We start from the raw sequence: 15,111 nt of genomic DNA, 5'->3' as shown, positions 1-15,111 counted from the left end.
AATCTCCGTCTTGTTGTGGTGGCGCGCTCAGGCGCGCACGGTGCGCTGTTCGATGCGTTTTTCCGGCGTCGCGTTGACGACGATGCGGTGCACGAAAATGCTGGGCAGATGCACCTGGTCCGGGTCGATCTCGCCCGTCTCGACCAGCTGCTCCACTTCCACCACGGTGATCTTGCCGGCCATGGCCACGTTGGGGTTGAAGTTGCGGGCCGTCTTGCGGAAGATCAGGTTGCCGGCCTTGTCGGCCTTCCACGCCTTGACCAGCGACACGTCGGCCACCAGGCTGCGCTCCATCACGTAGGCCTCGCCGTCGAATTCACGGATTTCCTTGCCCTCGGCCACGATCGTGCCCACGCCCGTCTTGGTGAAGAAGGCCGGGATGCCGGCGCCGCCGGCGCGCAGCTTCTCGGCCAGCGTGCCCTGCGGCGTGAATTCCAGCTCCAGTTCGCCGGCCAGGTACTGGCGCGCGAACTCCTTGTTCTCGCCCACGTAGGACGAGATCATCTTGCGGATCTGGCGCGTTTCCAGCAGCTGGCCCAGGCCGAAGCCATCCACGCCGGCGTTGTTGGAAATGGCCGTCAGGCCCTTCACGCCGGTGTCGCGCAGCGCGCCGATCAGGGCCTCGGGGATGCCGCACAGGCCGAAGCCGCCGACGGCGATGGTTTGACCATCCTGGACGATACCGGCCAGGGCGGCGGCGGCATCGGGATAAACTTTATTCATACGTGTCCCTTTTCTTTTGATAAGCTGTGTCGCTCGCGGTAGTGCGCGAAGAGCGTATGAGCATAGAATACGCCCTTCAAAAGCACAATACCGTAGAACTACCGGCGCGCCGTGCCTCTTTTTACGCTGTTTTCATGCCAGCCGAGTTGATTTCGCCCATATGAACGTACCGCCCGCCATCGATTACGAGACCATCTTCCTGCATGCGCCGGTCGGCATGTGCATTTCCGAAAACCGCGTGATCCAGGCCTGCAACGAGGCGCTGGCCGCCATGTTCGGCTACCCGCGGGAGGCGCTGCAGGGCTTGTCGTTCCGCGCCCTGTATCCGACCATGGACGAATTCCTGCGCACGGGCGACCGCATCATCCCCATCATGAACGCCAAGGGCCGCTATTCGGACGAGCGCATCATGCGCCGCGCCAACGATGAATTGTTCTGGTGCCACGTGACGGGGCACGCGCTCAAGCCCAACGAACCGCTGGGGCCGGGCATCTGGACCTTCGAGGACGTGAGCGAGAAGCGGCCGGTGACGGCCGAACTGACGGCGCGCGAACGGGAAATCGCGGCGCTGCTGGTCGAAGGCAAGACCAGCAAGGTGATCGCGCGCCAGGTCGACCTGAGCCCGCGCACGGTGGAGATGCACCGCGCCAAGCTGATGCGCAAATTCAGCGCCGCCACCTCGTCCGAACTGGTGCACAAGCTGGTGGGCCTGCAGCAAGCCTAGCGGCGCAAACCGGGGTCAGGTCATGCGCTCGTGCATGACCTGACCCCGGTTTTGGGATCACATGGCCAGCATGCCGTCGTCGGCCGAGATGATGGCGCCGTTGATGAAGTGCGATTCGTCGCCGGCCAGCAGCAGCATCAAACCGTCCAGATCCTCCGGCTTGCCGGGCCGCTTGCGCGGCAGCATGTTGACCAGTTTCTGGCCCTGCTCGCTGGCGAAATAATCCTCGTTGATCTCGGTCGAGATGTAGCCGGGGCAGATGGCGTTGGTGTTGATGCCGTATTTGCCCCATTCGACCGCCATGGCCTTGGTCATCTGCACCACGCCGGCCTTGCTCATGCAGTACACGCCGATCTGCGGCAGCACGCGCAAGCCGGCCACCGACGCGATGTTGATGATGCGGTGTTGTTTTTTTGGATCACCCTTGGCGCGCGCGATCATGCGCTTGGCCGTCTGCTGGGCCACGAAGAACGCGCCGCGCAGATTGGTGTCCATGATGAAGGCGTAGTCCTCCGGCGTCACGTCGACCAGCCGTTGCGTGGTCGACACACCCGAATTGTTGACCAGGATGTCGATCGGCCCGGCCTCCGTCTCGGCATGGGCGATGGCCGATTTGATGCTGGCGTAGTCGGTCACGTCGAGGCCCACCACGTGGGCCGCGCCGCCGTCGGCCTCGATCTCGGCCCGCAACTCCTTCAGCCGCTCGGTGCGGCGCGAGGCCAGCACGACCTGGGCGCCGGCCTGGGCCAGCACCTTGGCGAAGCGCGCGCCCAGGCCGCTGGAGGCGCCGGTGATCAACGCGATCTTCCCCTCAAAATTGACTTCTATCCCCACGAGCTGCTCCCTGTGTTTGGTGATGACGCACCGCATGCGCGATGCTGGCGTAATGATTACACAATTTGCCAGTATTAGATTGCAGCATCTAATAATGTGCCTCAAAATGTCGCCGGCGTTGCATTCGGCAGCAAAAAGAAGCACACTCGTGCTAAATTTTTTTTCTCCTCCTCATAAGAACACACCATGACCCAGCCCCAAACCCTAGTTGAACAGTACGGCCCACGCGATGCGATGGAGTATGACGTCGTGATCGTCGGCGGCGGCCCTGCCGGCTTGTCGGCCGCCATCCGGATCAAGCAGATGGCCGCGGAAAAAGGCCAGGAAGTGTCCGTCGTCGTGTTGGAAAAAGGCGGCGAACTGGGCGCGCACATCCTGTCGGGCGCCGTGATGGACCCCAAGGCGCTGACCGAGCTGATCCCCAACTGGAAGGAACTGGGCGCGCCCCTCAACACCGAGGTGACGGAAGACCGCGTGCTGTTCCTGACCGAAAAGAAGGCCTATCGCACGCCCGGCTTCGCGCTGCCGGCCTGCTTCGAGAACCACGGCAACTACGTGATCTCGCTCGGCAACGTGGTGCGCTGGCTCGGCCAGCAGGCCGAGTCGCTGGGCGTGGAGATCTTCCCCGGCTTCGCCGCCGCCGAGATCCTGTACAACGATGATGGCTCCGTCAAGGGCGTGGCCACCGGCAACATGGGCGTCAAGCGCGACGGCGAAGCCGGTCCCGACTTCCAGCTCGGCATGGAACTGCACGGCAAGTACACGCTGTTCGCCGAAGGCGCGCGCGGCCACCTGGGCAAGCAGCTGATGGCCAAGTTCGACCTGAACAAGGGCAAGGATCCGCAATCGTACGGCATCGGCATCAAGGAACTGTGGGAGATCGACCCGGCCAAACACCAGCCCGGCCTGGTGATCCACACCACCGGCTGGCCGCTGGACAGCAAAACCTATGGCGGCTCGTTCCTGTACCACCTGGAGAACAACCAGGTCATGGTCGGCTACGTGGTCGGCCTGAACTACGAGAACCCCTACCTGTCGCCGTACGAGGAATTCCAGCGCTACAAGACCCACCCGGCCATCCGCGGCTTCTTCGAGGGCGGCAAGCGCATCTCCTACGGCGCCCGCGCGATCACGGCCGGCGGCCTGCAATCGCTGCCCAAGCTGGTGTTCCCCGGCGGCGCGCTGATCGGCTGCGACGCCGGCTTCCTGAACATGAGCCGCATCAAGGGTTCGCACGCGGCCATCAAGTCCGGCAAGCTGGCGGCCGAATCGGTGTTCGCGGCGTTGGGCGAGAACCGCCAGCACGACGAGCTGGTCAGCTTCCCGGTCGCCTTCGAGCAATCGTGGCTGCACGAGGAGCTGCACGTGGCGCGCAACGTCAAGCCTTACCTGAACATGGGCCTGTACGTGGGCGCCGTGATGACGGGCATCGACCAGATCGTGTTCCGCGGCAAGGCGCCGTGGACGCTGCACCACAGCCACGCCGACCACGAGTGCCTGAAGCCGGCCTCCGACTTCGCGCCGATCAACTATCCCAAGCCGGACGGCAAGCTGACCTTCGACCGCCTGTCGTCGGTGTTCATCTCCAACACCAACCACGCCGAGGACCAGCCCATCCACCTGACGCTGAAGAACGCCAGCGTGCCGGTCGACGTCAACCTGCGCAAGTACGCGGGGCCGGAAGCGCGCTACTGCCCGGCCGGCGTGTATGAGTTCGTCAAGACCGACGAGGGCCAGGACCGCCTGCAGATCAACGCCCAGAACTGCGTGCACTGCAAGACCTGCGACATCAAGGACCCGACCCAGAACATCGTCTGGATCACGCCCGAGGGCGGCGGCGGCCCCAACTACCCGAACATGTAAGCGGGATAGTTTCCAGAAAGACAGCGCGGCGTGCTTGCACCCCGCGCTGTTTTTTTTCGCCGCGCGGTCCGGAAAGCGGCCATACTCGCGGGGTGGGAAGGTGGCGGCCGCGACCGTTACAAATTATTTTCAAAAAATTTCCACATGGAATTTAATGTCCCATCCGAAACGGTCGTCTTGTACTTGGGAGAGCACAAAGAGTCCGATGCTCCGAACTGAATCCACCTACCAGGAGTTATTTCATGCTGAGCCTTCACACCAACGCAGCGGCCCTGTCCGCCCAGAACTCGATCACCCGCACCCAAGGCAGCCTGTCGACTTCGCAGACGCGCCTGAGCACGGGCTTCCGCATCAACTCGGCAATGGATGACGCCGCCGGCCTGCAGATCGCCACCCGCCTGAAAGCCCAGACCAGCGGCATGGCCGTGGCGATGCGCAACACCCAGAACTCGATCTCGATGCTGCAAACGGGCGAAGGCGCGCTGGACGAGACCACCAACATCCTGATGCGCATGAAAGACCTGGCCACCCAGGCCGCCGACGGTTCGTCGACCGCCAACGACCAGACCGCGATGCAGAAGGAATTCGACTCGCTGACCAGCGAGCTGAGCAACATCATGGCCAACACCAAGTTCGGCGGCACCGCGCTGCTGACCAACGGCACCGGCAAGCTGTTCACCGCCGTCGACTTCCAGATCGGCGCAGGTTCGAGCGAGAAGATGACCGGCGACGTCGTCACCGAACTGACCCAGGTGCACACCGACCTGGCCGCCGCCACCACCCTGTACGACGGCACCGCCGGCGTCGCCTCGACCGGCGGCACCGAACTGACCGCCGCAGGCTCGGCCAACACCACCATCGACAAGCTGGCCACCGCCATCGACTCCGTCGGCGCGCTGCGTTCGAAGCTGGGCGCGATCTCGAACCGCCTGGACCACGTCTACAACAACTTGTCGAACATCTCGACCAACACCAAGGCCGCGACCGGCCGTATCATGGACACCGACTTCGCGACCGAATCGTCGAACATGACCTCGAGCCAGATGCTGCTGCAAGCCGGCACCGCGATGCTGAAGCAGTCGAACAGCACCTCGTCGCTGGTTATGTCCCTGCTGCAATAATCGCAGTGACGCCCTGCCCGCCGTGCGCGGGCAGGCGCAACAGGAGCCAACCGGCGATCCGGTTGGCTTTTTTTTGGCCCGCTAGACGCGAGTTAGCACCATGGCATTCGACCGCATCGGACCCACCACCGCGCCGCTGAGCGTGCCGGACCGCCCCACCCCGCTGCCCCAGCCGCAGACGGGGCCGGCCACCGGGGGCGATGGCGGCGGCGACTATCCGCTGGCCCCCGCCACGCCGGGCGCCGTCGAACTGCTGGCCGACGCCCCGGAAAGCCTGCCGCTGCCGCGCGCCGGGCTCGACACCCTGGCCGCCCAGCTGGCCACCGACACCCCCGACGCGGCCGACCCGGCCGCCATGCATCCGAACCAGGTGTTCCTGTCGCGCCAGCTCGTGTGGGCCGCGCCCGACACCTCCAGCATGGCCAGTTCCTGGCTGGTCATGGTGCACAGCTACGCCCAGCAGCGCGCCGCCCTGCAGGAGCAGGCGCAGGGCCAGCATGTCCCGTCCAGCCTGTTCATGGCCGACCACACCCCGGCCGTGCTGCGCGAAGGGCGCGGCGCGGCGCCGCTGGTGACGGAGCTGGAACCATGGCGTTTCGCCGTCTACGCGTGGGGCGCCGAGCAGCTGGTGTTGCGCGTGGTGAACCGCGACCAGGAAGGCGACGATGAACACCCGCGCCGGCGCGGGCCGCGCATCGCGCTGCGGCTGGAACTGATGCTGCCCGGCATAGGACGGGTGGTGATCCAGATGGAGCCGCTCGGTGGCGGCGTGGTGCTGGAAGTGGGCGCGCAGCAGAACTCGGCGCTGCAGCACATGCGCGAGATGCTGCCGCAGCTGGCCGCCACGATCAGCCGGACCGGCCTGACCATCATCCGCTGCCGCGTGGCGCGCGACATTCCGCTGGCGGCCCAGCACCATCCCGAGCGGGCGCAACTGGCCGCCCTCACCCCGGCCCTGTTCAAGGCCATGGCCGAAGTGGCCGTGCTGCTGTCCCACCCCTTGCCACCGGACGAGCTGTAGTCCGGCAAACCGGGGTCAGGTCATACCGCCAAGCAAGTCGCTCGACTTGCTCGGCGGTATGACCTGACCCCGGTTTTGCTGTGCGGCGCGCGCTTAGCCCACCGTGCCGATGATGCTCACTTCGCGGTTCTCGGGAATCTCGTTGTAGGACAGCACGTGCAGCCCGGGCGCGAACAGGCGCGCGTAACGGGCCAGCAGCGGCCGGATCTGCGGCAACACCAGCAGCAGCGGCGGCGTGGCCTGCTGCTTCATCTGCTCGCGCGCCACCGGCATGTTCACCTGCAATTGCGCCAGCAGGTGCGGGTCGATCGGGTAGTTGTCGAGCACCACCTTGCCGCCCTGGCGCGCCTGGTTCAGGGAGCCGAGCAGCATGTTCTCCAGCTCGCCACCGAGGTTGAACGCCAGCATCTCCGTCTTCTGCCCGAACAGCCCGGTGACGATCTGGCGCCGCAGCGCGCAGCGCACTTCGGCCGCCAGCAGGATCGGGTCCTTGGTGGTCTCGGAACTGTCGACCAGGGTGGTGGCGATCGGCACGATGTCCTTCAGCGACACGTTCTCGGCCAGCAGCACGCGGAACACCCGCAGGATCTGGGTGTGGGTCAGCGCCTTGTCGAGCGCCATGGCCAGCTTGGGCGACAGCGCCGTCAGCCGCTCCATCATGGCCGGCACGTCCTCGTGGCGGAACAGTTCCGGCAGGTATTCGCGGATCAGCTTGGACAGGTGGGTGGCGATGGCGCTGGGCGCCTCCACCACCTGGTAGCCCAGCCCCAGCGCATTGGCCTTCTCGCCCTGCTCGATCCACGTGACGGGCATGCCGTAGGCCGGCTCGACGCCGGGGATGCCGTCGATCTGGCCGTACACATTGGGCGACGGGATCGCCATCAGCCGGTCCGGGAACACTTCGGCCTGGGCCACCACGCTGCCCGACAACACCACCGCGTACTGCGACGGCTTCAGGCCGAGGTCGTCGCGCACGGTGATCGGCGGCAGCAGCAGGCCCATCGCCTCGGACAGGCTCTGGCGCACACCCTTGACCCGCTTGGCCAGCGGCTCGCCGTGGGCCTTGTCGATCAGGCTCACCAGCTTGTAGCCGAGCGTCACCTGCAGCGGCTGCACGGCCGGCAGGCTTTGCCAGTCCAGCTCGGCCACCTTCTCCTCGCGCAGCGCGGCCTCGATCGCGGCCAGCGCGTCCGTCTCGGGCTGCTTGACGCGCTGGTTGAGCCGGTAGCCGACATAGGCCAGCACGGCGGCGAAGGTGAGGAACATGGCCCATGGCATGCCCGGCACCAGGGCCAACACGAACATCATGCCGGCCGCCGACAGGATCACCGGCGGCGAGGCCAGCAGCTGGCTGCCGACCTGCTGTTCGAAGTCGCCGGCGTCGCTGATGCGGGTGACGAGGATGGCGGCGGCGGCCGACAGCAGCAGCGCCGGGATCTGGGCCACCAGGCCGTCGCCGATGGTCAGCAGCGCGTACTGGCGGAAGGCGTCGCCGAAGCTGAGGTCGTGCATCAGGGCGCCGATGGCGACCCCGCCCACCATGTTGATGATCAGGATCAGGATGCTGGCCACGGCGTCGCCGCGCACGAACTTGGAGGCGCCGTCCATGGCGCCGTAGAAGTCGGCCTCGGCCGCCACTTCCAGCCGGCGCGCCTGGGCTTTTTCCTGGTTGATCAGGCCGGCGTTGAGGTCGGCGTCGATCGCCATCTGCTTGCCCGGCAGCGCGTCCAGCGTGAAGCGGGCCGACACTTCCGAGATCCGCTCGGCGCCCTTGGTGACGACCACGAAGTTGATGATCATCAGGATCACGAACACCACCATGCCGACCACGAAGTTGCCGCCGATGACGACCTTGCCGAAGGCCTCGATCACCAGGCCGGCGGCCGAGGTGCCCTCGTGGCCGTGCAGCAGCACCACCCGCGTGGACGCCACGTTCAGCGTCAGCCGCAGCATGGTGGTGGCCAGGATCACGGTCGGGAACACCGAGAAGTCCAGCGGCCGCCTTGCCGTCACGCTGACCAGGATCACGATCAAGGCCAGCACGATGTTGAAGGTGAACATGATGTCGAGCACCGTCGGCGGCAGCGGCAGCATGATCATGGCCAGCACGACCATCAGGAAGGCCGGGGTGGCGAACTTGTGGCGCCGCGCTTCGGCGACCAGGCGGTTCAGGAAATTCATGTGGGGACGACCTCGCTCATTGCTGGTGGAACGACCACCTCGTTAGGGAATGCTGGCTGGACGGCGCGCCGTCCAGTACGGAATGCCTGCAGCTGCAGCACGTAGTTCAACACCTGCGACACGGCCTGGTACAACTGCACGGGGATCTGCTGGTTGACCTGGCTGGTGTTGTAGATGGCGCGCGCCAGCGGCGGCAGCGGCAACACCTCGATCTTGTATTCGACGGCCAGCTGGCGGATGTAAAGCGCCATCTCGTCCACGCCCTTGGCCACCACGAACGGCGCCTCGGCCTTGCTCAGGTCGTATTTCAGCGCCACCGCGTAGTGCTCGGGGTTGACGATCACCACGTCGGCCGTGGGCACGGTCTTGCGCGCGCTGCGGCGGGCCAGCTGGCGCTGCAACTGGCGGATGCGGTTCTTCACCTCGGGCCGGCCCTCGTTGCTCTTGTGCTCCTCCTTCATGTCCTGCTTGCTCATGCGCTGGTTCTTGGCGAAGAAATACGCCTGGGCCGGCACGTCGATCACGGCGAAGATGATAAACACGGACACCAGCGACATCAAGCCGTCCAGCATCAGGCTGGAACCGGCCAGCATGGCCTGGCCCATGGCCATGTGCTCGAGCTGGGTGTAATCCTTGACGGTGGAGCGGGCCACGTGCACCAGCACCCAGATCAGCACGCCGGCCTTGCCGATCGACACCAGCAGCTCGAAGCCATGCTTGGACGAGAACAGCCGGCCCAGGTTGGCGGCCGGGCTGAGGCGTTCGAGCTTCGGCTCCCAGTGGCTCATGCTGATCACCCAGCCGCCCGGCACCATGGCGCCCAGCACGATGAACAGCGGCACCACGAACAGCGGCAGCACCATCTGCACCAGCAGCCAGATGGCTTCGCCGAACACCACCGACAGCGCGTTGTCGATCGCGCCGGCGCTGCCCAGCGGCGCGAAGCCGAGCTGGAAGATGGCCTCGAACTGGCGCAGGTAGGACGGCAGCAGGTAGACGAACAGCTTGAGGCTGACCAGGATGCCGATCGCCGTCGACAGGTCGCGCGAGCGCACCACCTGCCCTTCCTGGCGCGACTTCTTCAGCTTCTGCTGTGACGCCTTTTCTGTCTTGTCGCCGGTGCTCGATTCAGCCATGGCCCGCCGCCTGCATCTGTTGCCGGATCAGTTCCAGCACCTGCCCCGTCATGCGCACATAGTGCTCGGGGACGAAACGCACCACCTGGCCCAGCATCAGCAGGCCGAACAGGGTGATCACGGAAAAGCCCAGCGCGAACAGGTTCAGCGTGGGCGCCACCCGGTTCAGGAAGCCGAAGCCCAGCTGCACCACCAGCGTCGAGAACACGATCGGCATGGCCAGCAGCATGGCGGCCGAGAAGATCCAGGCCGCGTTGTAGGCCACGCTTTGCAGCAGCAGCGGGCCGTAGCCGTGGCCCAGCGGCCAGGCCTTGAAGCTTTGCCCGATCACGGCCGCCACCACCAGGTGGCCGTCGATCGAGAAGAACACGATGATGGCCAGCACGGACAGCAGCGCCGACACCACATCCGACGACTGGCCGTTCATGGGGTCGTTCATCACGGCCATCGAGAAGCCGACCTGCGACGACACCAGGAAGCCGAGCACGCCGATCACCGACATGGCGAAGTGGAACGCCAGCCCCAGCACGCCGCCGATGATGGCTTGCTCGAACGTGGCCAGCACGCCCTGCAGCGACAGCGGGTCGATCACGGCCGCCCCTTGCGTGAGCGGCAGCATCAGGATGGCCAGCACCAGCGCCGCCAGGATGCGCACCGTGACCGGCGTGACGGCCTCGCCCAGCACCGGCACGGCCGTCAGCATGGCCAGCACGCGGCAGAACGGCCACCACAGCGCGTTGAGCATGGGCAGCAGCTGGTCCAGGAGGTGTTCCATCGGCGGTATCGTCGGGCGGCGCTAGCCGACCAGGGTGGCGGCGCGCTGGAAGATCGAGACGCAGAAATCCATCAGGTAGCCCGACATCCAGCGCCCCATGAGGATGATGGCCAGCAGCGTCACCAGCAGGCGCGGCAGGAAACTGAGGGTCTGCTCGTTGATCTGGGTGGCGGCCTGCACCAGCGCCACCAGCAGGCCCGTCACCAGGCCCGGCACCACCAGCAGCACCACCAGCAGCATCACGATGTGCAGCGCTTCCACGATCAGGTCGACGGCGACTTCAGGAGTGAGCATGGGGTCCGCCTGTCAGTAAGCCTGGATGCTCGTCACGAGCGTGTTGACGGTCAGGGTCCAGCCATCGACCAGCACGAACAGCAGCAGCTTGAACGGCAGCGAGATGACCAGCGGCGACAGCATCATCATGCCCATCGCCATCAGCACCGACGACACCACCAGGTCGATCACGAGGAAGGGGATGAACAGCATGCAGCCGATCTGGAACGCGGTCTTCAGCTCCGACAGCACGAAGGCGGCCAGCTTGACGGTGAACGCGTGCTCGGCCGGCGTGGCCACCTTGTCCTCGCCGGCCAAGTGGGCGATCTGGGCCAGCGCGGCCTTGCTGGTCTGGGCCAGCATGAAGCGCGACACGGGTTTCTCCGCGATCCTGAGCGCCTCCTCGAGGCCGATCTTGTCCTTGTCGTAGGGAACGAACGCCTCCGTCCACACCTGGTCGCCGATCGGGCGCATGACCAGCAGCGTGAGGATCAGGGCCACGCCCGTGACGATGCGGTTGGGCAGGCCCTGCTGCAGACCGAGCGCCTGGCGCAGCAGCGACAGCACAATGACGAAGCGGGTGAAGCTGGTCATCATCATCACCATCACGGGCAGCAAGCCCAGCAAGGTCATGATGATCAGGATCTGGGTCTTGACCGTCAGTTCGGTCTTGGCCCCCGGCACCACATTGGCCAGCAGGTCAACGGCCTGGGCCGGCCCCCAGCGGCACAGCAAGAACAGGGCGACACCGGCGGCCGCCAGCGCCGGAAACCGGCGCCGGCGCGCCGGCCACGTCGGGCACCACGTCATGGCGCCATCATGTCGAGATTGAGTCCGTCCAGGTCGATCACTTTGAGCCCGTAATTCTCGCCTGCCACCACCACCTCGGCGCGGCCGATGGCCGTGCCGTTGACCTTGATGACCAGCGGCTCGCCGGCCAGCACGTCCAGTTCCACCACGCTGTCGGGGCCGATGGCCATCAGCTCCTGCAGCGAGATGCGGGCCGAGCCCACCTCCAGCGTCAGCGTGACGGGGATCTTGCGCATCATCTGCGGCAGGTCGCGCCGCGGCTTGGGCTCGGGCGCGTCGTGCAGCTCGCCGCCGACCTGGTCGATGATCATCTCATCGGACAAATCCTCCAGCAGGGCATCGCTCGGGGTGTTGGCGTTCATATTCATCATGGTCATTCGACATCTTCAAAAGAGGTTAAGCAGAGTTTGCCCTTGTGCTCCGTGACGGCCGCCGTGAACAGGCGTGAATCGTCGAGCAGGACATCGGCGCGGTGCAGGCTGACCGGGATGATGTCGCCCACCTGCAGGTCGAACAGGCTGCCCAGCGCCACCTCCTTGCTCACCAGCCGGCCCTGCAGCCCCACTTGCAAACGCTGCGCCAGTGGCCCGGCGCTCTTGTTCTTCTTGGCCTGGTCCCGTTCGGGCAGCAGGCCGCGCAGCACGCTGGCCATCAGGCTCTTGTCGAGCGCGAACCAGAAGCGGCCGCGGGTGGCCCCCTCGCCCTCGCCCTCGCTCACGGTGACGGTGATGATCCATGTGCCCTTGGGCGGATGGTTGCCGGTGGCCGGCTTGAATTCGTCGGCCGGCGCCAGCGCCGCCTTGTCCGACACCGGCAGGTTCAGCTCGATGCGCCCGGCCAGCGTGCCGGCCAGCTGTTGTCCCAGCACCACAGCGAGGCGCTCCTCGGTGGCCGTGACCCGCACGGCGCTCTCGTCGACGGGCGCGGCCGCGTCGTTCTTGTTGCGGCCGTAGCGGAAGTTGAGCACGCTCAGCAGCACCTTGCGCTCGAGCGAGAACGCGATGCTGCCGGCCGGCGCGGCGAAGCTCAGCCAGCGCGTGCGCGGCTCATGGCCCTCGAGCCGGCTGAAGGCCACGTCCTCCACCTGGAACGCGCCCCAGTAGCGGCGGTTCATGTTGAGCCGCATGGCCTGGGCCAGATCGTCGCGCAACTGGGCCGCGAAAATGTGCAGCAAATGCACAGGCCGGCCCAGCAGGCAGGGGTCGAGCACTTGATACGGCGCAGTCTGTTTCATGGTAGTCATCTAGTGGTCTCGTCGGAACGCACCCATGCCGGCCCGCGGGCCGGCGCGCCCGGCCGCCGTCCCCGGGGATGGCGGCCGTCAGGTATATCGTACTTTAAGTAGGACGATCTCGGTAGCATAGGATACATGATATTTCATGATCTTTCCAAGAATCAATATTTTAATCGTCATTGGGGCTTTACAGGAAAGTTGCCGACGGGTAAGCTTGGCGCAGCCTGCGCAAGGCGTCCGCCATTTCTCACCGATTACAGCGCATATCGCGGCTTGATAGATGATTTATAACGGTATTTTCCTTGCAAGAATAGTTTCTACTCAAGAGAAACGGAATGGCGGGCCGCCAGCCGTGGCGGCGCCGTTCCCTGCGCGAAATCAAGGCGATGACCACGGCGGCCGGACACCCGTTCCGAGCGCCGTGTCAGACATTAACCGACGCAACCGTTCCAGCCGTCCGACGCCCGCACAACGCGGACACCGGACGTGCAGCACGCCGGAGCTGAGAGCGCCCAACGGCCGCGCACTTGGCGCTTGCTGCCGGCGGGCATTCTGGCTATGGTAACGATGCGTGACCAACGATGCACGAATGGAGGTGGCAAGATGAGTAACACGATCTCGACCCTGATCCAGGCCGACCTGGCGTCACTCACCAACGCGGCCGACCAGCTGGCGCACGCCACGATCGCGCCGGCGGCCCAGTTCGGCGCCGGCCACGCCCAGCCCACTTTCTCGTTCGCCCAGACCATGCACGACGCCGTCGGCAAGGTCAACGACGACGACCGCCTGGCCGCCCAGCGCATGGCCGACGTGGACGCCGGCAAGAGCGACGACCTGGTCGGCGCCATGCTGTCCAGCCAGGAAGCGAGCCTGTCGTTCTCCATGTTGATGCAAGTGCGCAACAAGGTGATGGGCGCCGTCGACGAACTGATCAAACTCCCCCTGTAAGCCTGCGGAAGCCACAACGTGATCGACACCCTCAAGTCCGCCTTCGGGCGCTGGCGCGCCAACCCGGTGCCCGCCGTCCCCCCCACCGTGCTCAAGAACCTGTATCCGATGCTGCTGCTGGCCATCGGCATCACGGCCATGGTGCTGATGTACCTGTGGAGCGACCAGTCGTCCTACAAGCCCGTGTTCGGCGCCCACGAGAAGGTGGCCGCGGCCGACATGATGAGCGTGCTCGACACCGACCACATCCCCTACCGCCTGCATCCGGACAGCGGCCAGGTGCTGGTGCCCGGCAGCATGCTGGGCAAGGTGCGCATGCTGCTGGCGGCCAAGGGCGTCACGGCCCAGCTGCCGGCCGGCCTCGAGCTGATGGACAAGAACGATCCGCTGGGCGTGTCGCAGTTCGTGCAGGACGTGCGCTTCCGCCGCGGCCTCGAGGGCGAGCTGGCGCAGTCCATCATGACGCTCGACGCCATCGCCCACGCCCGCGTCCACCTGTCGATCGCCAAGTCGACCTCGTTCGTGTCGTCGGACGGCGAGAAGTCGTCGGCCTCGGTGGTGGTGGCCGTCAAGCCCGGCCACACCATGTCGCCCGAGGCCATCGCCGCCGTCGTCAACATGGTGGCCGGCAGCGTGGCCAGCCTGAGCCCGCAGCGCGTGAGCCTGGTCGACCAGAACGGCAACCTGCTGTCGTCGCACGTGGACCTGAGCGAAGGCTTCGACGCCAGCAACGCCGGCGGCGAGAACGGCAAGCGCTACCAGGACGACGTCAAGGCCAACGTCAAGAACCTGCTCGGCCCCATCATCGGCGAGGACAACTTCCGCCTGTCGGTGTCGGCCGCCGTCGACAACGACAAGGTCGAGGAGACGGTCGAGAAATACGGCGCCGACCCCAAGGTGACGAGCGAGGCCATGCGCGAGGAGCAGGACCGCAACCGGCTCGTGATGGGCGTGCCGGGCACGCTGTCGAACCGGCCGCCGGTGGCCGCCGCCGACCCGGCCGCCGCCGCCAAGCCCGGCGACGCCACCCCGCCGGGCGACGGCACGGCCCACAAGAACGCCACCACCCGCCAGTACGCGTACGACCGCAGCATCATCCAGACCAAGCGCAGCCGCGGCCGCCTGCAGAAGCTGAGCGTGGCCGTGGTGCTGGCCCAGGCCGCCGCGCCGTTCCCCAAGACCGGCTGGAGCCCCGCCGAGATCGCCAACATCGACAAGATCCTGCGCAACGGCCTCGGCATCGACGCCGAACGCGGCGACCAGCTGGTGGTGTCGGCCATGAACTTCCCGCCCAAGGCGCCGATCACGCCATGGTGGCAGGAGCGCGACAACGTGGTCGACTTCAGCGCCTGGATCATGTACGCCGTCGGCGCCCTGCTCGGCTACCTGCTGCTGCTGCGCCTGCCGACCGACCTCTACATCCCGCCGGACGCGCTGGAGATCTTCCTCGAAGCGTTCGAAGGCCCGC

15 protein-coding genes are annotated in these 15,111 nt (G+C 66.0%); 6 read left to right on the top strand and 9 right to left on the bottom strand.

The window, feature by feature from the left end:
* Positions 1 to 27: 27 nt before the first annotated feature.
* The gene (locus AC1RQG_RS26265; protein ID WP_493136091.1) at positions 28 to 723 is read right to left on the bottom strand and encodes a CoA transferase subunit A; all 696 of its coding nucleotides are present in this window, start codon (positions 721 to 723) and stop codon (positions 28 to 30) included.
* 160 nt (positions 724 to 883) lie between these two features.
* Here AC1RQG_RS26265 and AC1RQG_RS26260 point away from each other — a divergent pair, with 160 nt between their 5' ends.
* Positions 884 to 1,447: a LuxR C-terminal-related transcriptional regulator gene (locus AC1RQG_RS26260; protein WP_493136089.1), complete on the top strand. Its 564-nt coding sequence runs from the start codon at positions 884 to 886 to the stop codon at positions 1,445 to 1,447.
* Positions 1,448 to 1,504: 57 nt separating this feature from the next.
* Here the strand turns inward: AC1RQG_RS26260 and AC1RQG_RS26255 are convergent, their stop codons facing one another.
* The gene (locus AC1RQG_RS26255; protein ID WP_493136087.1) at positions 1,505 to 2,317 is read right to left on the bottom strand and encodes an SDR family oxidoreductase; all 813 of its coding nucleotides are present in this window, start codon (positions 2,315 to 2,317) and stop codon (positions 1,505 to 1,507) included.
* A 198-nt stretch (positions 2,318 to 2,515) separates the two neighbouring features.
* Between AC1RQG_RS26255 and AC1RQG_RS26250 the strand changes: the two genes are divergently transcribed.
* The 3 genes from AC1RQG_RS26250 to AC1RQG_RS26240 all read left to right on the top strand — a co-directional run bounded on the left by AC1RQG_RS26250 (position 2,516) and on the right by AC1RQG_RS26240 (position 6,286).
* Positions 2,516 to 4,144 (top strand): electron transfer flavoprotein-ubiquinone oxidoreductase, encoded by a 1,629-nt coding sequence (locus tag AC1RQG_RS26250; RefSeq protein ID WP_493136126.1) that lies wholly within the window; start codon positions 2,516 to 2,518, stop codon positions 4,142 to 4,144.
* 242 nt (positions 4,145 to 4,386) lie between these two features.
* Entirely contained in the window at positions 4,387 to 5,265 is an 879-nt protein-coding gene (locus AC1RQG_RS26245; protein WP_493136085.1) for a flagellin N-terminal helical domain-containing protein, read from the top strand.
* Between the two features lie 100 nt (positions 5,266 to 5,365).
* Entirely contained in the window at positions 5,366 to 6,286 is a 921-nt protein-coding gene (locus AC1RQG_RS26240; protein ID WP_493136083.1) for a hypothetical protein, read from the top strand.
* Between the two features lie 93 nt (positions 6,287 to 6,379).
* Here AC1RQG_RS26240 and AC1RQG_RS26235 read toward each other — a convergent pair whose 3' ends face one another.
* Genes AC1RQG_RS26235 through AC1RQG_RS26205 form a run of 7 tightly spaced genes read right to left on the bottom strand, consistent with a single transcriptional unit; the run spans position 6,380 to position 12,704 of the window.
* Positions 6,380 to 8,467 carry a flagellar biosynthesis protein FlhA gene (locus tag AC1RQG_RS26235; protein ID WP_493136081.1) on the bottom strand — a complete coding sequence of 696 codons (2,088 nt, stop codon included), beginning with the start codon at positions 8,465 to 8,467 and terminating at the stop codon, positions 6,380 to 6,382.
* The gene (locus AC1RQG_RS26230; protein ID WP_493136079.1) at positions 8,464 to 9,603 is read right to left on the bottom strand and encodes an EscU/YscU/HrcU family type III secretion system export apparatus switch protein; all 1,140 of its coding nucleotides are present in this window, start codon (positions 9,601 to 9,603) and stop codon (positions 8,464 to 8,466) included. The genes AC1RQG_RS26235 and AC1RQG_RS26230 overlap by 4 nt, the downstream gene beginning before the upstream one ends.
* Entirely contained in the window at positions 9,596 to 10,378 is a 783-nt protein-coding gene (locus AC1RQG_RS26225; protein ID WP_493136077.1) for a flagellar biosynthetic protein FliR, read from the bottom strand. Before AC1RQG_RS26225 ends, AC1RQG_RS26230 begins: the two co-directional genes overlap by 8 nt.
* A 21-nt stretch (positions 10,379 to 10,399) precedes the next feature.
* Entirely contained in the window at positions 10,400 to 10,672 is a 273-nt protein-coding gene (gene fliQ, locus AC1RQG_RS26220) for a flagellar biosynthesis protein FliQ (protein ID WP_182214079.1), read from the bottom strand.
* Between the two features lie 12 nt (positions 10,673 to 10,684).
* Positions 10,685 to 11,461 (bottom strand): flagellar type III secretion system pore protein FliP, encoded by a 777-nt coding sequence (fliP, locus tag AC1RQG_RS26215; protein WP_493136075.1) that lies wholly within the window; start codon positions 11,459 to 11,461, stop codon positions 10,685 to 10,687.
* Positions 11,458 to 11,832, bottom strand: coding sequence for a FliM/FliN family flagellar motor switch protein (locus tag AC1RQG_RS26210; RefSeq protein WP_493136124.1), 375 nt, complete (start codon positions 11,830 to 11,832; stop codon positions 11,458 to 11,460). The genes fliP and AC1RQG_RS26210 overlap by 4 nt, the downstream gene beginning before the upstream one ends.
* A 2-nt stretch (positions 11,833 to 11,834) precedes the next feature.
* A complete protein-coding gene (locus AC1RQG_RS26205) occupies positions 11,835 to 12,704 on the bottom strand; it encodes a FliM/FliN family flagellar motor switch protein (RefSeq protein ID WP_493136073.1) in 870 nt (289 codons plus the stop codon).
* Positions 12,705 to 13,298: 594 nt separating this feature from the next.
* Here AC1RQG_RS26205 and fliE point away from each other — a divergent pair.
* Together fliE and fliF are read left to right on the top strand one after the other, a co-directional pair.
* Positions 13,299 to 13,643 carry a flagellar hook-basal body complex protein FliE gene (gene fliE / locus AC1RQG_RS26200; RefSeq protein WP_493136072.1) on the top strand — a complete coding sequence of 115 codons (345 nt, stop codon included), beginning with the start codon at positions 13,299 to 13,301 and terminating at the stop codon, positions 13,641 to 13,643.
* 18 nt (positions 13,644 to 13,661) lie between these two features.
* Positions 13,662 to 15,111, top strand: a 1,450-nt coding sequence (gene fliF, locus AC1RQG_RS26195) for a flagellar basal-body MS-ring/collar protein FliF (RefSeq protein WP_493136070.1), incomplete at its 3' end; no start/stop codon positions are given.

This window comes from Rugamonas sp. GW822-FHT03B10, assembly GCF_058801745.1.
Note: the sequence above shows the minus strand (reverse complement) of the source record. Positions and strands in the feature narration are given on the sequence as shown.